Source organism: Roseateles sp. GW821-FHT03B02, assembly GCF_059421025.1.
The window spans coordinates 1134323-1150788 of the sequence record NZ_JBWKUV010000001.1 but is presented as its reverse complement, the minus strand read 5'-3'; the positions used below and the strand labels follow the sequence as shown (position 1 = coordinate 1150788).

Sequence of the window (16466 nt, the reverse complement as noted above, 5' to 3'; positions counted from 1 at the left end):
GGCTGGCCTCAGTGCGCGGGCGGCTTGCCGCCCGGAGGCGGGCCGCCGGGCGCCCACTTGTCGCGCGACTGGAACAGGAAGGCCTGCGAGGCGTCGGCGCTCATCGGCACGCTGCGGGCGGTCCAGGCATCGTCGTGCTGGTCCATGTCGGCGTCGTACTCGATGTGCGTGGCCAGCGGGCTGTTGAAGTACCAGAACCAGTTGGAGCCCATCTTGTGGCGGCCCGGGCCCCAGAAGGACTGGTAGCCCTTGGCCACCAGGCGGTAGCCCGACTGCAGCACGGCGGTGGGCCCGCTCATGTGGAAGGTGAAGTGCTCGACGCCCTTCATGAACGGCGGCGTCTGGATCAGAAACAGCGTGTGGTGGTCGTCCGTGCCGGCGGGGCGCAGGAAGGGGCCTGCGCCGAGCAGCCGGTCGGTGCAGCGGAAGCCCAGGCGCTCGGTGTAGAAGGCCGTGGCCCTGGCCTCGTCGGGTACGAAGTAGACGACGTGGGACAGCGTCAGCGGACGGTGCGGCGTGTCCTCGGTGACGGCCACCGCGTTGACGGCGCGTGCCGGTGCGCCCGGCAGGTTGGCGGCTTCGCCGCGCTGCTGCAGCGGGCGGCGCACGCTGACCTGGAAGCCCAGCATGAAGCCCATGTCGTCCAGTGCTTCGAGGGAGCCGTCGGGCAGGCGCTTGATCTCGCGGTCGCGGCCCAGTTCCTCGGCGATGGCGGCCAGTGTGGCCACGTCCTTCACGCCGTAGACGGTCTTGCGCAGCAGGCTGGCCGTGCCCAGCGGCGGCGGCAGCGTGGCGTCGTCGGCACGGGCGATGACGACGGCCGTGCCGTCCTCGGCCTCGAAGCGGCCGCCGGCGTCGGTGACGCCCACGGGCGTGAGGCCGTAGTCGGTCAGGAATTGCGCGCAGGCGGCGACGTCGTCGACGCCGAAGACCAGCGCATCGGGTCCGATGATCTGCATGTCGTTCTGACTTTCTTCAGGCTTGGAGGGCGGTGCGCGCCCCCAGGGTTTCGGCCACCCAATCGGCGATGTAGTGGCCGGCGTTGATGCTGTTGTCGAAGCTGGCGTGCTGGCTGCCGCCCTCGCGGTCGGTGAAGACCTTGAGTTCGCGTGCCGGGCTGTTGACGAGCTGCTCGTAGGTGCGCTCGGCCCACTTCAGCGGGATCTGCGAGTCGCGCGCGCCGTGGGTCACGAGGAAGGGCACGCGGATGCGGTCGAGCACGCCGTCCAGGTGCACGTCCTCGGCGATGCGCATGAAGTCGGGGATGTCCTTGGCGCCCCAGACCCAGCAGACATGGGCCCAGTAATGCGGCACGGGGAAGTCGCCTTCCTTCTCGAGGCGGCGCTTCTGCACCTCGCGCCAGTCGTGGTTGGCGCCCCAGACGACGCCGCAGGCGAAGCGCGGCTCGAAGGCCACCGCGCGCGGGCAGTAGTAGCCGCCCAGCGACACGCCCTCGCAGCCGATGCGCTTCGCATCGACCTCGGGGTGCTGCGCCAGCCAGTCGACGACGCGGCTGGCCCAGTGCTCGGTGTCGAAGCGCGCGGTGAGGCCGTGCAGGCGCAGGGCTTCGCCGGTGCCGGGCTGGTCCAGCACCAGCGACGACACGCCGCGCTTGGCCAGCCAGGCGGGCATGCCGACGAGGTACTTCAGCTCCTTGGTCGAATCGAGGCCGTTGAGCTGCAGCAGCAGCGGCGCGCGCTCGCCGGGCTTGAGCCCTTCGGCCGGCAGGTACAGCGCCGACAGGACCTGGCCTTCGTAGGGGATCTCGACGCGCTGCACGCGGTCGCCCATCAGCGCCGAGCCTTGCTGGAACAGCGCCAGCTCGCGCTGGTACAGGGGGATGCGGCCCGGGGCGTCGTGGGCCTGCAGGCGTTCGGCGGTGATCAGGTAGCTGGCGGCGCGGCGCAGCTTCTCACCGGCCGACAGCAGGCGGCCACGGGCCTCGTCCTCGGCGGCCAGTTCGCAGAGCTGGTCGGCCATGCGCACCCAGGTCTCGCGGAAGGCGCGCGTGCCGGCCGCGTCGGGCGCCTTGGCGGCCTCCTGCAGCGGCGCGCACATGGCCTCGATCTCGCCGATGCGCGCGCCCATCTCCAGGGCCAGGTCGACCGAGAGGTTCCAGACGTAGTTGGTAGGGAAATACTTGAACATGGGCCGCAGGCTATCGATGGCCGATCGTTCGGAAAAGCGGATTCCGTCCATTCCATAATTCGATGAAACCGAATCATTGGCGGGGCGATGCGCTTCAACCGACTGGACCTGAATCTCCTCGTGGCGCTGGACGCGCTGCTCACCGAGCGCAGCGTGACGCGGGCCGCGGTGCGGCTGAACCTCAGCCCGTCGGCCACCAGCGATGCGCTGTCCCGGCTGCGGGACTATTTCGGCGACGACCTGCTCGTGCAGGTCGGCCGGCGCATGGAGCCCACGCCGCGCGCCGAGGCGCTGCAGCAGGCGGTGCGCGACGTGCTCGTGCGCGTGGACAGCACCATCGCCATGCAGCCCAGCTTCGACCCGACGCAGAGCGATCGCAGCTTCAAGATCTTCACGTCGGACTACACGCAACTGGTGGTCGGCCCGCGCGTGATGGCGGCCGCGGCGGCCCAGGGCAGCACGGTGAAGTTCGACTTCCTGCCCCAGGTCGACAACCCGCAGCGCGACCTGGAGCGCGGCGAGGCCGACCTGCTGGTGCTGCCGCAGCCGCTGATGTCGGCCGAGCACCCGCACGAGGTGCTGTACCGGGAGTCCTTCGTCTGCGTGGTGTGGGCGGGCAGCGCGCTGGCCCGGGGCGAGCTGACGCTGGAGCGCTACCTCGAGGCCGGCCACGTCATCATGCGGCCGCAGGCGGCGCGCGCGGCGGCCTTCGAGGACGCGTTCGTGCGACGCATGGGCGTGGCCCGCAAGGTGGTCGCCACCAGCTACGGCTTCGCGGCCATGCCGGGGCTGGTGGTGGGCACCGAGCTGGTGGCCACGCTGCACGAACGGCTGGCGCGGCTGATGCTGCCGGTGTGGCCGCTGGCCGTGCTGCCCTGTCCCATCGCCATCCCGCCGATGGAGCAGGCCATCCAGTGGCACAAGTACCGCTCGCAGGACCAGGGCATCGCCTGGCTGCGCGGGCTGTTCAGGCAGGCCGGCGAGGCGCTGGCGCGGGAGGCGCACTCAGGCTGAGGCGCCGTCCATCTGCCGGGCGGCGGCGAGCAGCGTCTCGCGCAGCCACAGCAGGCCGGGGTCCTCGCTGCGGTGGCGATGCCATTGCAGGCGCTGGTCCACCTGGGGCAGCTCGAACTCGGGGTCGGCCATCACCAGCGGCAGGTGGCGGCAGGCCTGGGCGGCGATGTGGCGCTGCACCGTGGCCAGGCGTTGCGTGCCCAGCAGCATGCCCGGCAGGGACGAGAAGCTGTAGGAGGTGACCTCGGCGCGGCGCTGGATGCCGAGCTGCTGCAGGTGCAGTGCGTCGATGGCGGTGCCCGAAACGGAGGCGGGCTGCATGACCACATGGCCGGCCGCCTCGTAGGCCGCGCGGGTCAGCGGCTGGCCGGCCAGCGGGTGGTCGGCGGCCATCAGGCAGGTGAACTGGTCCTGGAACAGCGGCGCCGCCGGATGCTCCGGCGATACGAAGCGCTTGGGGATGATGAGCACGTCGGCCTCGCCGCGTTCCAGCGCCTGGGTCGGCTCGCCGACCTGGGGCAGGAACTCGAAGCGCGCGCTGGCGCCCAGGCTGGCGGCATGGCGCAGCAGATGCGGCACGAAGACCCACAGCGAATAGTCGGACACGACGATGCGAAAGCTGCGGTCCGTCGTCGTCGGGTCGAAGCGCGGCTGCACCTGCAGCGTCGTGTCGATGCGCACCAGCAGGTCGCGCACCAGAGGCTTCAGAGCCTCGGCCCGCGGGGTGGCCTCCATGCGCCGGCCCACGGCCACCAGCAGCTCGTCGTCGAAATGCTCGCGCAGCCGCGCCAGCGCATTGCTCATGGCCCCCTGGCTCAGGTGCACGCGCTCGGCCGCGCGGCTGATGCTGCTCTCCACCAGCAGCGCGTCCAGCGCCACGAGCAGGTTCAGGTCCAGCTTCTTGAAGCGCATACCCGCCGGCTTTCAGGCGGAGTCGCGCATGACCAGCGCGTGCGGCAGGATGCGGGGTGCCGGATTGCGGCCCGCCAGCAGCTCGAGCAGCAGTTCCGCCGCCGCAGCGCCCAGCTCGCGCATCGGCTGGGCGATGGTGGTCAGGCCCGGCTCGAAGACCTGGGCCAGCGGCACGTTGTCGAAGCCGACGACGGCGATGTCTTCGGGTACGCGTCGCCCGCCGCGCCGGAAGGCCTTGATGGCGCCGATGGCCAAGGTGTCGGCGCCGGCAAACACGGCCGTGGGCGGCTCGGCCAGTGTCAACAGACCAATGGCCGCCTCGCGGCCGTCTTCGTAATCGGTGCCGCGCGCCACGCGGATGTAGCTGGGGTCGACGGTCAAGCCCGCACGTTCCATGGCCATCATGTAGCCGGCGCGGCGCTGCTGCGCCCAGGCGTAGTCCTCGTCCGCGGTCAGCAGCGCGATGCGGCGATGCCCGCGGTTCAGCAGGTATTGCACGGCGTCCATCGCGGCCTGCCGGTGGTCGATGCTGACGTAAGGGATGGGGGTGTCGGCCACGAACTCGGAGCAGGCGACCCAGGGCACCTCGCGGCCACCTGCGCCTTCGACCCGGGGGTGCGGGCGCCGCGCATGCGCCATGCTGATCACGCCATCGGTCAGGCGCTCGTAGATCGGATCGAGCGGGCCATCGCCGGAGGTGATGGACAGCATGATGTTGTAGCCGTGCTGCCGCATCACGGACTCGATGCCTTGGATGATCTCGGCGAAAAAGGGATTGGCCAGGCCGGGGACCACGATGAGGATGAGCCGGCTCTCGCCGCTGGTGAGGCTGCGCGCGAACGGATTGGCGCGGTAGCCCAGTTGCGCCACGGCCGCCTCCACCCGCTCCCGGGTCTGGGCATTCACCGGCTTGCTCTGGTTAAGCACCCGCGAGACGGTCGCCGTCGACACGCCTGCCAGCGCCGCCACCGCGGCGATGGAGGCGTTGCTCCCCGAGGGCTCGGGGAGCGGCGAAGAACTGGCGGCGGGCGAGGGGAGGGACGGCTTCCTGGGCATGCGTCGAGCATAGCGGGAAACGCTTTACATGAAAATCAGGGTGTCCGGCGAGTCACTGGCCCGGGCTTCCGCGGGAACGCCGGTCGCAGCCGGGGTGCCAGCGTGGCCCAAGCCGATGCTTCTTGTCCATCGTCGACGGAAGAAACATCGACTTTGATCAATAAACAGTGGGAGTTCTGTGTGTTGATGTTCTCTTTCACGAACCCGGCATTCACGGGATTGATGGGTGGCATTGATGCGAAGCACCGATGTTTCGCGTAAACCCTGAGTGGGGAAATTTGGGAAACCGCTTACCTTCTCTTCCATCAGATCAGTGGGCGCGGCAGTGCCCCGAGAGCGCTCCGCAAGAGCGCTCATCACAACCCCTAGAGGAGACAAAGCATGGATCAATCCTTCCGCATCGGCGTTCGTACCCTGGCCGTCACGACCCTGGCCCTGGCGGCCGGCCAGCTGTTCGCTCAGGCTGCCCCCGCCGCTGCACCCGAGACGGCCGCACCCGAGGCCGCCGAGGCCAAGGCGGGCCCCAAGACCCTGCCCGAGGTGGTGGTGACGGCGCAGAAGGTCGCCCAGCCGGCCTCCAAGGCGCCGGTGGCGCTGTCGGTGCTCGGCGGCGAGGACCTGAAGGAAGCCGGCATCGGCGACCCGCGCGCGCTGACCGAGGCGGTGCCCAACGTCGTCATCGGGCAGGAAAGCGGCAAGCTGCAGATCGCCATCCGCGGCGTCGTCAGCCTGGACATGACGGAGAAGGGTGACCCTTCCGCCGCCTTCAACGTGGACGGTGCCTACATCGCCCGCTTCGAGGCCCAGACCGGCGCCTTCCTGGACCTGGACCGCATCGAAGTGCTGCGCGGCCCGCAGGGCACGCTGTACGGCCGCAACGCCACGGCCGGTGCCATCAACCTGATCACCAACAAGCCCAAGCGCGTTTTCGGCGCGCGGGTGGAGGCCGAGGTGGGCAACTACGGCGCCCGCCGCGTCGAGGGCATGATCAACGCGCCGATCAACGACATGCTGCTGCTGCGTGCCGCCGTGTCCTCGGCCAAGCGCGACAGCTTCTTCAAGCCTGGCCCCAATGCCGGCATCCCGCTGGAGAGCAAGGACGACTACGCCGGCCGCGTGCACTTGCTGGCCAATTTCAGCAAGGACACCTCGCTGCTGCTGACGGCCGAGGCCAGCCACCAGGGCGGCGGCGGCGCGACGCCGGTGCCCATGGGCAACTTCTTCACCGGCACCTACATCGACAACCTGCCGTTCTCGCCGCCCAACACGGGCAACAACATCCAGAACCCCGTCTATGTCGACCGCGGCTCGGCGGCCCAGCGCACGGCCGGCCTGCGCTTCACCAACACCGATGCGCGCCGCGACAACAGCAATGAGTCGCTGCGCGGCGAGTTCAAGACCAGCCTGGGTTTCGCCGACCTGACCTACCAGCTGGCCCATGCCAGCGGCGACCTCGACGACGTGCAGAACGGCGTCTACTTCGGCTTCCCCTTCCGCGGCGGCATCAAGGGCACGAGCCGCTCGACCTCGCACGAGCTGCGTCTGAACTCGGCGGGCCAGGGCGCGCTGCGCTGGGTGGCGGGCCTGTATTCCTTCGACGAGAAGATCCACCGCGACACTCTGTACCAGACCTTCATCACCGCGCCCTTCGGCTCCTTCACGGTCAACGTCCCCTTCAACATCGATGTGCGCAACAAGTCCAAGGCGGCGTTCGGCCAGGCGACCTACTCGCTGCTGCCCGACACCCGCGTGACGCTGGGCCTGCGCAAGACCCGCGACGAGAAGGCCGGCGTGGACACGCTGGCAGGCACGCCGGCCGTGGCGCCCGCCACGGTCAGCACGGCGGCCTACGACAAGTCGGTCAGCTTCAACGACACCAGCTGGCGCCTGGGGCTGGACCATGACCTGATGCCCGGCACCATGGTCTACGCGTCGATGGCCACGGGCTACAAGGCCGGCGGCTTCAACGACAAGGCCAGCGCGGGGAGCTACAGGCCCGAGCATCTGCGTTCCATCGAGGGGGGCATCAAGTCCAAGCTGCTGGCCGACCGCCTGCAACTGACGGCCAGCCTGTTCAACTACGACTACAAGGACATGCAGATGAACGCGGTGGTCTGCCTGACCGCCGACCCCAGCAGCTGCGGCTCGCTGACGACCAATGCGTCCAGCGCCACGGTGCGCGGCGTCGAGCTCGAGGCGCGCTGGCTGGTCAGCGACTTCGGCCAGTGGCGCGGTGCGCTGTCCTATACCAAGGCGGAGTTCGACCACTACAAGCCGAACACCACGGCGGACTGGTCCGGCCAGCAGCTCGACCGCGCGCCCAAGGCGGTGCTGAGCCTGGGCTACACCCATCGCTTCCCGCTCGCCTCGGGCGGGGAGATCTCGGCGGCCATCGGCCAGCGCCTGTCCAGCAGCTACACGATCAGCGATCCGTCCGTCGGCATCCGCTACGTGCAGCCGATGTTCCACAAGAGCGACGCCAGCCTGGGCTGGTCCAACGACAGCGGCAAGCTGTTCGTGCAGCTCTTCGTCAAGAACCTCGAGGACAAGGTCACGATCGAGAGCCGCGTGCCTGGCTCCTTCTTCGTCGGCGACCCGCGCACCTTCGGCATCCGCGCCAGCTACGACTTCTGATCCTGCGCCCGCTGGTGGCGGCGCCTGCCGCCGCCACCGGCCCGAACCTCCAAGACCATCATGAGCACCACGATCAAGGGGCCGGCCATCTTCCTGGCCCAGTTCGCCGGCGACCAGGCCCCGTTCAACTCCTGGCCCGCGATCACGAAATGGGCTGCCTCGCTCGGCTACCGCGGCGTGCAGGTGCCCACCTGGGACGCGCGCCTGTTCGACCTGGACGCCGCAGCATCCTCACAGCAGTACTGCGACGACTTCGCCGGCGTGGCCCGCGAGAACGGCATCGCGATCACCGAGCTGAGCACCCATCTGCAGGGCCAGCTGGTGGCCGTGCACCCGGCCTACGACGAGGCCTTCGACGCCTTCGCCCCCGAGGCGCTGCGCGGCAAGCCGGCCGAGCGCCAGGCCTGGGCGGTGGACCAGGTGCTGAAGACGGCTCAGGCTTCGAAGCACCTGGGCCTGAACGCCAGCATCAGCTTCCCCGGCGCGCTGGCCTGGCCCTATCTCTACCCCTGGCCGCAGCGCCCGGCGGGCCTGGTCGAGACGGCCTTCGACGAACTGGCCAAGCGCTGGAAGCCCATCCTGGACGCCTACGACGCGGCCGGCGTGGACATCGCCTTCGAGCTGCACCCGGGCGAGGACCTGCACGACGGCGTCAGCTTCGACATGCTGCTGGAGCGCCTGGACGGCCACCGCCGCCTCAACATCGCCTACGACCCCTCGCACTTCGTGCTGCAGCAGCTCGACTACTTGCAGTTCATCGACCTGTACCACGAGCGCATCAAGGTCTTCCACGTCAAGGACGCCGAGTTCCGGCCCGACGGCCGCCAGGGCGTCTACGGCGGCTTCCAGTCCTGGGTGAACCGGGCCGGCCGCTTCCGCTCGCTGGGCGACGGCCAGGTTGACTTCAAGGCCGTGTTCTCCAAGATGGCGCAGTACGACTTCAAGGGTTGGGCCGTGCTGGAATGGGAATGCTGCCTGAAGCATCCGGAGCAGGGCGCCGCCGAGGGCGCGCCCTTCATCCGCGATCACATCATCCGGGTCACCGAGAAGGCCTTCGACGACTTTGCGGGCGCCGAGACCGATCCGGCGCAGCTGCGCCGCATGCTGGGGATCGCATGATGGCCACGACTGCCAGGCCCGCACGCATCCGCCTCGGCATGGTCGGGGGCGGCGAGGGCGCCTTCATCGGCGCGGTGCACCGCATCGCCGCCCGCCTGGACGATGACTACGAGCTGGTGGCCGGCGCGCTGTCGTCATCGGCCGACAAGGCGCTGCGCTCCGGCCTGGCCCTGGGCCTGGCGCCCGAGCGCTGCTACGACAGCTACGAGGCCATGGCCCGGGCCGAGGCCGCGCGTGCCGACGGCATCGAGGCCGTCGCCATCGTCACGCCCAACCACCTGCACGCGCCGGTGGCCACCGCCTTCCTGAAGGCCGGCATCCACGTCATCTGCGACAAGCCGGTCACGACGCGCAGCGCCGACGCCAAGGCCCTGCTGGCGCTGGCGCGCAAGCAGAACCTGATCTTCGCGGTGACGCACAACTACAGCGCCTACCCGATGGTGCGCGTGGCGCGCAAGATGGTGCAGTCCGGCTGCCTGGGCGAGCTGCGCGTCGTGCAGGCCGAGTACCCGCAGGACTGGCTGGCCGAGCCGCTGGAGCAGGGCGGCAACAAGCAGGCCGCCTGGCGCACCGACCCGGCCCAGGCCGGTGGCGGTGCCATCGGCGACATCGGCTCGCATGCCTGGCATCTGGCCGACTACGTGACCGGCGAGCCGCTGTTCCAGGTCTGCGCCGAGCTGAACAGCTTCGTGCCCGGCCGCGCCATCGACGACAACGCCCAGGTGATGCTGCGCTACGCCAACGGCGCGCGCGGCATGATCTGGGCCAGCCAGGTGGCACCCGGCCATCTGAACGACCTGCGCCTGCGCGTCTACGGCAGCAAGGGCGGCATCGAATGGCGTCAGGAGCAGCCCAACCAGCTGCGCTTCACGCTGCTGGGCCAGCCCACGCAGATCCTGGAGCGCGCCGGGCCGGGATTCGATGCCGCCGGTGCGCGCGTGGCCCGCATCCCCGGCGGCCATCCCGAGGGCTATCTGGAGGCCTTCGCATCGCTCTACGCCGAGATCGCGCAATACCTGCGCGCCGCTCGCCGCAGCGGCGGCAAGGCGGCCAAGGCCGACAAGGCCTGCCATTTCCCCACCATTGCCGATGGGCTGCGCGGTGTGCAGTTCATCGAGGCCGTGCAGCGCTCCTCCCGCCAGGGCGGGCGCTGGGTCAAGCTGCCGGCTGCGGCGGCGTGAACGCCACACAAGAGAGAGAACGACCATGAGTCACGACATCAAGCGAGGCGTCAGCCTCTACAGCTTCCAGAACGAGACCTTCCTGCGCACCATGTCGCTGGAGGACTGCATCCGCACCTGCGCCGAGATCGGCGCCAAGGGCATCGAGGTCGTCGGCGAGCAGACCTTCACGGGCTGGCCCGAGGTCGGCATGCCGACGCAGGAGATCGCCCACTGGCACCAACTGATGGAGCGCTACGGCACCTACCCGGTCTGCCACGACTTCATGCTGGACTACAAGCGCACCAAGGGCCAGGTGATGCCTTTCGCCGAGCAGGTGGCCAGCGTCAAGCGCGACATCGACTTCGGCGCCGCCCTGGGTGCGCCGTACATCCGCGCGCTGGTCTCCATCGCGCCGGAGGTGCTGGTGGCGTGCGCCAGCTACGCCGAAGACAAGGGCATCAAGATCCTCATCGAGATCCACGCACCGCTGCACTTCGACCACCCCTGGATCGTGCGCCACGCCGAGGCCTACGAGAAGTCGGGCTCCCAGGCGCTGGGCTTCCTGCCCGACATGGGCATGTTCCTGCACCGCTTCCCGCGCATCTGGAAGGAGCGCTTCATCCGCAACGGCGTGCCGCAGAACATCGCCGACTACATCGAGAAAGCCTACGAGGACCGCACGCTCAGCGAGTACGTGCTGAACGACGTGCGCGAGATGGGCGGCACGGGCCCGGCGCTGGCCATGGCCGAGACGCTGCGCCACAACGCCGCCTTCGAGCCCAAGCGCATGCTGGACTTCATGCCGCGCATCCACAACATCCACGGCAAGTTCTACGAGATGACCGAGGACGACGTCGAGTACTCCATCCCCTACGACGAGATCGTGGCCGTGCTCAAGCAAGGCGGCTTCAAGGGCCACATCTGCTCGGAGTACGAGGGCAACCGCTGGGTCGAGGACGCCCACCCCGTGCAATCGGTGGAACAGGTCAAGCGCCAGCACCGCATGCTGTGCCGCCTGCTCGACGAACCCATCCCGGCCGCGCTGCAGGCCTGACGCGACCAACAAGGAGATCCACACCATGATGGACAAACACATGCTCTGCAGCGACGGCTTCGAGAACGTCGCCGCGAACGGCCAGGTCACCGGCTTCGCGCTGCTGGCGCGCCTGCCGTATTACCGCGGCCTCGGCCTGTCCATGGTCGAGGACATCGCCGTCAGCGTGGACGGCGAGCCCGTGCCGCGCGAGGCCATTCGCCTGGAACTGCGCGGCCGCAGCTGGAGCCTGGACGAGATGGAGCGCTGCTTCGACGAGAAGTGGAACTTCGGCGAGAAGGCCCGCGTCGTCGTGGCCCGCCCCGGCGGCCTGACGCCGGGCGAGCACCGCATCGGCCTGGCCGAGCGACTGCGCATCTCCTACCTGCCGTTCGTCCCGACCACGCAGGACAGCAAGGTCCTCAGCATCGCCGCCTGAATCTTCCCGAAAGCCCCCCATGGCCCGCTTCTTCAAGAACAACTTCAGCGATGTCCTGATCACGCCGCAGGACTCACGCATCACGCCCGAGGGCCTGGCCCTGGACATCCGCCTGCCCTGGTACCGATCGCTGCCGCTGTCGGTGGTGATGCCCAGTGAGCTGCTGGTCGACGACCAGCTCGTCTCGCTGGCAGGTGCCACCGTCGAGCACGAAGGCCGCCGCTACACGCTGGCCGACCTGCCCGAGCAGATCAACGCGTGGTGGTTCGTCCAGGACTCCGTGACGCTGCACGTGCCCACGCCGCAGCCGCTGCCCGCCGGCCCGCACCGGGTCGTGCTGACGCTGCATCTCTTCCCGCCCTACATCCCGATGCTGACCTGGGTGACCCGCGGCGACGCGGTCCTGCAGGCCGCCTGAGCTTCACGACATGAACGCAACCCAGACGCCCGCCGCCAAGGGCTTCAAGCTTGGCTCCACGCTGTACAGCTTCACCAACGAGTGGCATGAGCGCCGCTACGGCTTCGAGGACCTGATCGCCGAGGTTGCGCGCCGCAAGCTCGGCCCGGGCCTGGAGATCATCGGCTTCTCCAGCATCCGCGGATTTCCCAAGGTCAGCGACGACTTCGCCGCCCGCTTCAAGGACCTGATGGCCCAGCACGGCCTCACGCCCAGCTGCCTGTCCATCAATGCCGACATGGCCCTGAAGCGCGGCACCATGATGAGCGTGGACGAGGCCGTGGCCTACCACGTGCCGCAGATCGAGGCCGCCGCCAAGATGGGCTTCCCGGTCGTGCGCTGCCAGTTCGCGGCACCCGCCGAGGTGCTGGTCAAGCTGCTGCCGGTGGCCGAGAAGTACGGCATCAAGATGGGCCCGGAGGTGCATGCGCCGCTGAACCCCAACTCGCCGCCGGTCATGGCCTATCGCGAGGCCTATGCCAAGGCCAACTCGCCGCTGCTGGGCTTCGTGCCCGACTTCGGCTGCTGCGCCTTCGACCTGCCCGCCACCTACATCGCCAACCTGCGCCGCCAGGAGCTGCCCGAGCACCTGATCCAGCTCGCGCTGGAGGTCTGGCATCTGCCGAAGGACGCCGGCTGGAAGCGCCAGGAATTCGCCCGCCGCGTCGAGCCGCTGAAGGCTGACCCGGCCGACGTCAGCGCGCTGTCGGTGATGTTCAACATCCTGAGCCCCGGCGAGGCCGACATGTGGAAGGACATCATGGGCCAGGTCATCCATGTGCATGGCAAGTTCTACGACTTCGACGCCGACGGCAACGAGACCAGCATCGCCTACGACAAGATCCTGCCGGTCTTCCACGACGGCGGCTTCACGGGCTTCATGTCCAGCGAGTGGGAGGGCCACCTCTACATGCGAGGCGTGGACGCCTTCGACATGGTCGCCAAGCACCAGGCGCTGGCGCGCCGCATCCTCGCCAAGCACACGGGACAAGCTGCATGAACACTGTCGGAACGCCGCTGGGCGGGCGCAACTTGCGCTACGCCTACATGGATCACTGGCGCGTGGACACGGCCCAAGGCCAGATCTCGCAGTACAGCTCCGTGGAGCGCTTCGACGCTTTTCTCAAGCAGGTCTCGGGTGTCGGCTATGAAGCCATCGAGACCTTCGACTTCCACCTCGGCGCGCTGCGCGACCTGTTCGGCAGCCTGCCGGCCGCGCGCGAGTTCATGCAGTCGCGCGGCATCGACCGCGTGCTGAGCCTGTTCCACGCCGTCATGTACGACGCGCGCCAGAGCACGCCGCATGTGCGCGCCACGCACGATCACATCGTGCGCTACGCGGAATACATCATGAAGTCCAGCGCCGGCCTCGGCGTGCAGAACTTCATCGTCATGCCGGCGGGCCTGTACTTCGACGTGGAGCCGGTCACCGACGACAAGATCCGCGCCTGCGCCGAGCTGTGGAACCGCGTCGGCCAGATGACGCTGGAAGGCTATGGCGTCAAGACCTGCTGCCATCACGAGTTCTTCTGCGGCATCCGCACTGCCGAGCAGCTGCAGAAGTTCTACGACTGGACCGATCCGCGCTATGTCTTCCTGTGCCTGGACACGGCCCAGCACGTCATCGCCGGGGTGGACCCGGTGGATCTGTTCGTGAAGCTGCACGACCGCTGCGCCGCCTTCCACCTGAAGGACACGCACGATGTCGACACGAATGGCGACTACCGCCGCAGGCCCGACGCCGAGGTGATGGCGCCGACGACGGCGCGCTGGTTCTACGAGATCGGCACCGAGGGCGGCCTGGTGGACTTCCCGGCGCTGTACGGCGCGATGAAGGAAGTCGGCTGGCAGGGCTGGGTCGGCGTCGAGCACGACAAGGCCGACGTCGGCGGCGGCAACTACCCCGAGAGCACGGCGATTGCCGCGTGGACCATCCGCAACGTGTTGAGGCCGATTCATGACTAAGTGGGGCTATGCCACCAACCAGTGGAAGGCGGGCTTCACCGGTTTCGCCCGCATGGAGCAGCAGGAGCGGGCGCTCAAGGTGACGGCCGCCTGCGGCTTCGACGCCATCGAGCTCGCCGCCGGCACCGGCCGCTGGGACCCGATGGGCCGGCCCGAAAACATCGTGCAGAACTTCGGCTCCGTCGATCACTTCAAGCTGCGCCTGCGCGACTGGGGCATCCAGCGCGTCGCCAGCCTGTTCTTCGACCCGCTGCAGATGAGCTTCGAGGAGCTGCACCACGGCCTGGACTGCAGCGACCGCGGCCAGCATGCACTGCTGCTGCAGCAGGCCGGCGTGTTCGCGCGCTTCCTGGCCGAGGTGGGCGGCGAGGTGCTGGTGGTGCGCGCACTGCCGCCCCATGGCCGCCACGGCGGGCTGGACGCCGAGCGCCAGGCCGCCGCCGCCGACTGCTGGAATGCGGTCGGCGCGATGACGGCGGCGCTGGGCGTCAAGACCGTGCTGCATCTGGACGCGCTGGCGCCGCTGCGCGATGCCGACGAGCTCGCCGCCTGGCTGGAGCGACTGGACCCGGCCACGGTCGGCCTGTGCATGGACACCGCCGAGCTGACCATCGCCGGCCACGACGTGACCGCCTGGTACCGCCGCTTCCACGCCCGCGTGCAGCACATCCACGTCAAGGATGCCCTGGCCGTCGACACCGGGGGCGAGTACCGCGCGCCCAACGCCGAGCGCGCGCTGCTGCAGGCCGGCGGCGAGCGCCGCATCGAGCGCTGGTTCGGCGAGTTGGGCACGGGCCTGGTGGACTGGCCGGCCCTGATGGGCGCGCTGCGCGAGACCGGCTATGCCGGCTGGCTCATCGTCGAGAGCGACAAGGGCCCTGCACCCGCGGCGGCCGGCATGATGCAGAACGCCTGGACCGTTCGCCACGTGCTGCAGCCGCTGCTCTGATAACAACAACGACAAGGAGAAGACACGATGAAGCTGTCTGCCGTGATTGAGAACCTCTACATGTTCAACGAAGCCGGCGACATGCCGGCCCGCATCCGTGCGGCCGCTGCCGCCGGTCTGGACCGGGTGGAGTTCCACATGTGGGGCCCGGAGGGCATGGACGCGGTGGAGGCCGCGCTGAAGGAAACGGGCGTTCGCCTGCTGAGCCTGACTGTCGGGCCACGCGTGGGCTGCGTCGACCGCAGCAAGGAGACCTACGTGATGGACGCCATCGATCGCACGATGGCGATGTGCCAGCGCCTGGGGGCCAAGGACATGGTGATCGCCGGCGGCCCGGCACTGGCCGGCGCATCGGCTGCCGAGCAGCACGACAACATGGTCTACCTGCTGCAGAGCGCCGCGCCGCGCGTTCAGGCCGCCGGCATGCGGCTGCTGCTGGAGCCGCTGAACAACCGCATCGATCATGTCGGCTTCTTCATGGCTTCGGCAATCGAAGGCCTGGACATCGTCGAAGCGGTGGACAGCCCGGCGGTGCGCCTGCTGTACGACGCTTACCACGCCGAGGTGATGGGCGAGGACTACCGCGAGATTCTGCGGCGCGCCCACCTGATCGGCTATGTGCAGGTGGCGGATACCAACGGCCGCCATGAGCCGGGCACGGGCAGCATCGACTGGGCCGCCTGGCTGCCCGCGCTGAAGGCCGCCGGCTACCAGGGCGACATCGGCCTGGAGTACCGCCCGAGCGGCTCGACGCTGGAGTCCCTCGCCCGCACCCGCGAAGTTTTTGGCATGGCCGGGGTGGCGGCATGAAGCTGATCCCCTGCATCGAGATGCTCTACAAGACCGAGCATCCCGATTTCGTCGAGCGCTTCCGTGCCGCCAAGGCGGACGGTTTCGATGCGGTCGACATGTGGCTGTGGCGGGACAAGCCGCTGGATGCGGTCGTCGACGTGGTGGCCGAGACCGGCGTCGAGGTCTTCAGCTTCTGCGTCGATCCGCGCGCCAGCCTCGTGAACCCGGCCGAGCACGCCACCGTGCTGGCCGGCGTTCGCGACGCGGTACCGGTGGCGCGCCGCCTGAATGGCGCGCACATGATCCTGGCCTCCGGGTTTGGCTTGGCCGGCCAGTCCGACAGTGAGCTGCGCACCAACGCCGTCAAGGTGCTGCGCGAGGCCAGCCGCATCGCCGAGGACGGCGGCGCGACCATCCTGCTGGAGCCCGTGCACATGATCATCAACGGCAACCTGATGGCCGTGCGCAACATCCGCCAGGGGCTGGACCTGGTGGAAGAGGTCGGCAGCCCGGCGCTCAAGGTGCTGGCCGACGTCTTCCACAACGCGGTCGACGGCCAGGGCTTCGAGGACGCTTTCGCCGATCGCGTCGAGCTGGTCGGCCATGTGCAGGTGGCCGACTTCGAAGGCCGCCACGAGCCGGGCACCGGCCGCCTGCCCTGGGCCACGCTGCTGCCGCTGCTGCGCCAGCGCGGCTATGCCGGCGCCATCGGCCTCGAATACCTGCCCACGCTGCCCATCGCCGAATCCCTGGCGCTGACGCGCCGCAGCCTGGGCCTTTGAACC

16 protein-coding genes are annotated in these 16466 nt (G+C 69.0%); 12 read left to right on the top strand and 4 right to left on the bottom strand.

Annotated features, from left to right (window positions below; all coding sequences use genetic code 11):
• Positions 1-8 precede the first annotated feature (8 nt).
• Both AC07VX_RS05090 and AC07VX_RS05085 read right to left on the bottom strand, forming a co-directional pair.
• The gene (locus AC07VX_RS05090; RefSeq protein WP_493162760.1) at positions 9-959 is read right to left on the bottom strand and encodes a VOC family protein; all 951 of its coding nucleotides are present in this window, start codon (positions 957-959) and stop codon (positions 9-11) included.
• 16 nt (positions 960-975) lie between these two features.
• Entirely contained in the window at positions 976-2148 is a 1173-nt protein-coding gene (locus AC07VX_RS05085; RefSeq protein ID WP_493162762.1) for an alpha/beta hydrolase family protein, read from the bottom strand.
• An 87-nt stretch (positions 2149-2235) separates the two neighbouring features.
• On the opposite strand from AC07VX_RS05085, the gene AC07VX_RS05080 reads away from it, so the two are divergent.
• Positions 2236-3162 (top strand): LysR family transcriptional regulator, encoded by a 927-nt coding sequence (locus AC07VX_RS05080; RefSeq protein ID WP_493162763.1) that lies wholly within the window; start codon positions 2236-2238, stop codon positions 3160-3162.
• Here AC07VX_RS05080 and AC07VX_RS05075 read toward each other — a convergent pair.
• Entirely contained in the window at positions 3154-4074 is a 921-nt protein-coding gene (locus AC07VX_RS05075; protein ID WP_493162764.1) for a LysR family transcriptional regulator, read from the bottom strand. The genes AC07VX_RS05080 and AC07VX_RS05075 overlap by 9 nt on opposite strands.
• 12 nt (positions 4075-4086) lie before the next feature.
• Positions 4087-5130, bottom strand: a complete 1044-nt coding sequence (locus AC07VX_RS05070) for a LacI family DNA-binding transcriptional regulator (RefSeq protein WP_493162765.1) — start codon at positions 5128-5130, stop codon at positions 4087-4089.
• A 381-nt stretch (positions 5131-5511) separates the two neighbouring features.
• On the opposite strand from AC07VX_RS05070, the gene AC07VX_RS05065 reads away from it, so the two are divergent.
• The 11 genes from AC07VX_RS05065 to AC07VX_RS05015 are packed head-to-tail and all read left to right on the top strand — an operon-like array spanning position 5512 to position 16463.
• On the top strand, positions 5512-7764 hold the full coding sequence (locus AC07VX_RS05065) for a TonB-dependent receptor (protein WP_493162766.1): 2253 nt from the start codon (positions 5512-5514) through the stop codon (positions 7762-7764).
• A gap of 60 nt (positions 7765-7824) precedes the next feature.
• Positions 7825-8883: a sugar phosphate isomerase/epimerase family protein gene (locus AC07VX_RS05060; protein WP_493162767.1), complete on the top strand. Its 1059-nt coding sequence runs from the start codon at positions 7825-7827 to the stop codon at positions 8881-8883.
• A complete protein-coding gene (locus AC07VX_RS05055; RefSeq protein ID WP_493163825.1) occupies positions 8883-10064 on the top strand; it encodes a Gfo/Idh/MocA family protein in 1182 nt (393 codons plus the stop codon). The genes AC07VX_RS05060 and AC07VX_RS05055 overlap by 1 nt, the downstream gene beginning before the upstream one ends.
• 25 nt (positions 10065-10089) lie before the next feature.
• Complete coding sequence (locus AC07VX_RS05050) at positions 10090-11100, top strand: sugar phosphate isomerase/epimerase family protein (RefSeq protein ID WP_493162768.1); 1011 nt, start codon at positions 10090-10092, stop codon at positions 11098-11100.
• A gap of 25 nt (positions 11101-11125) precedes the next feature.
• The gene (locus AC07VX_RS05045; protein WP_493162769.1) at positions 11126-11518 is read left to right on the top strand and encodes a C-glycoside deglycosidase beta subunit domain-containing protein; all 393 of its coding nucleotides are present in this window, start codon (positions 11126-11128) and stop codon (positions 11516-11518) included.
• Positions 11519-11537: 19 nt separating this feature from the next.
• On the top strand, positions 11538-11936 hold the full coding sequence (locus AC07VX_RS05040; RefSeq protein WP_493162770.1) for a C-glycoside deglycosidase beta subunit domain-containing protein: 399 nt from the start codon (positions 11538-11540) through the stop codon (positions 11934-11936).
• 10 nt (positions 11937-11946) lie between these two features.
• Positions 11947-12975 (top strand): sugar phosphate isomerase/epimerase family protein, encoded by a 1029-nt coding sequence (locus AC07VX_RS05035; RefSeq protein ID WP_493162771.1) that lies wholly within the window; start codon positions 11947-11949, stop codon positions 12973-12975.
• A complete protein-coding gene (locus AC07VX_RS05030; RefSeq protein WP_493162772.1) occupies positions 12972-13940 on the top strand; it encodes a sugar phosphate isomerase/epimerase family protein in 969 nt (322 codons plus the stop codon). Before AC07VX_RS05035 ends, AC07VX_RS05030 begins: the two co-directional genes overlap by 4 nt.
• On the top strand, positions 13933-14889 hold the full coding sequence (locus tag AC07VX_RS05025) for a sugar phosphate isomerase/epimerase family protein (RefSeq protein ID WP_493162773.1): 957 nt from the start codon (positions 13933-13935) through the stop codon (positions 14887-14889). The genes AC07VX_RS05030 and AC07VX_RS05025 overlap by 8 nt, the downstream gene beginning before the upstream one ends.
• 27 nt (positions 14890-14916) lie before the next feature.
• Positions 14917-15699 carry a TIM barrel protein gene (locus AC07VX_RS05020; protein WP_493162774.1) on the top strand — a complete coding sequence of 261 codons (783 nt, stop codon included), beginning with the start codon at positions 14917-14919 and terminating at the stop codon, positions 15697-15699.
• Positions 15696-16463 (top strand): TIM barrel protein, encoded by a 768-nt coding sequence (locus tag AC07VX_RS05015; RefSeq protein ID WP_493162775.1) that lies wholly within the window; start codon positions 15696-15698, stop codon positions 16461-16463. Before AC07VX_RS05020 ends, AC07VX_RS05015 begins: the two co-directional genes overlap by 4 nt.
• Positions 16464-16466: the final 3 nt, after the last annotated feature.

Excerpts from the sequence above, each read along its gene's own strand:
- AC07VX_RS05090 (WP_493162760.1), bottom strand. The coding sequence starts at position 959 with ATGCAGATCATCGGACCCGATGCGCTGGTCTTCGGCGTCGACGACGTC.
- AC07VX_RS05085 (WP_493162762.1), bottom strand. The coding sequence starts at position 2,148 with ATGTTCAAGTATTTCCCTACCAACTACGTCTGGAACCTCTCGGTCGAC.
- AC07VX_RS05080 (WP_493162763.1), top strand. The coding sequence starts at position 2,236 with ATGCGCTTCAACCGACTGGACCTGAATCTCCTCGTGGCGCTGGACGCG.
- AC07VX_RS05075 (WP_493162764.1), bottom strand. The coding sequence starts at position 4,074 with ATGCGCTTCAAGAAGCTGGACCTGAACCTGCTCGTGGCGCTGGACGCG.
- AC07VX_RS05070 (WP_493162765.1), bottom strand. The coding sequence starts at position 5,130 with ATGCCCAGGAAGCCGTCCCTCCCCTCGCCCGCCGCCAGTTCTTCGCCG.
- AC07VX_RS05065 (WP_493162766.1), top strand. The coding sequence starts at position 5,512 with ATGGATCAATCCTTCCGCATCGGCGTTCGTACCCTGGCCGTCACGACC.
- AC07VX_RS05060 (WP_493162767.1), top strand. The coding sequence starts at position 7,825 with ATGAGCACCACGATCAAGGGGCCGGCCATCTTCCTGGCCCAGTTCGCC.
- AC07VX_RS05055 (WP_493163825.1), top strand. The coding sequence starts at position 8,883 with ATGGCCACGACTGCCAGGCCCGCACGCATCCGCCTCGGCATGGTCGGG.
- AC07VX_RS05050 (WP_493162768.1), top strand. The coding sequence starts at position 10,090 with ATGAGTCACGACATCAAGCGAGGCGTCAGCCTCTACAGCTTCCAGAAC.
- AC07VX_RS05045 (WP_493162769.1), top strand. The coding sequence starts at position 11,126 with ATGATGGACAAACACATGCTCTGCAGCGACGGCTTCGAGAACGTCGCC.
- AC07VX_RS05040 (WP_493162770.1), top strand. The coding sequence starts at position 11,538 with ATGGCCCGCTTCTTCAAGAACAACTTCAGCGATGTCCTGATCACGCCG.
- AC07VX_RS05035 (WP_493162771.1), top strand. The coding sequence starts at position 11,947 with ATGAACGCAACCCAGACGCCCGCCGCCAAGGGCTTCAAGCTTGGCTCC.
- AC07VX_RS05030 (WP_493162772.1), top strand. The coding sequence starts at position 12,972 with ATGAACACTGTCGGAACGCCGCTGGGCGGGCGCAACTTGCGCTACGCC.
- AC07VX_RS05025 (WP_493162773.1), top strand. The coding sequence starts at position 13,933 with ATGACTAAGTGGGGCTATGCCACCAACCAGTGGAAGGCGGGCTTCACC.
- AC07VX_RS05020 (WP_493162774.1), top strand. The coding sequence starts at position 14,917 with ATGAAGCTGTCTGCCGTGATTGAGAACCTCTACATGTTCAACGAAGCC.
- AC07VX_RS05015 (WP_493162775.1), top strand. The coding sequence starts at position 15,696 with ATGAAGCTGATCCCCTGCATCGAGATGCTCTACAAGACCGAGCATCCC.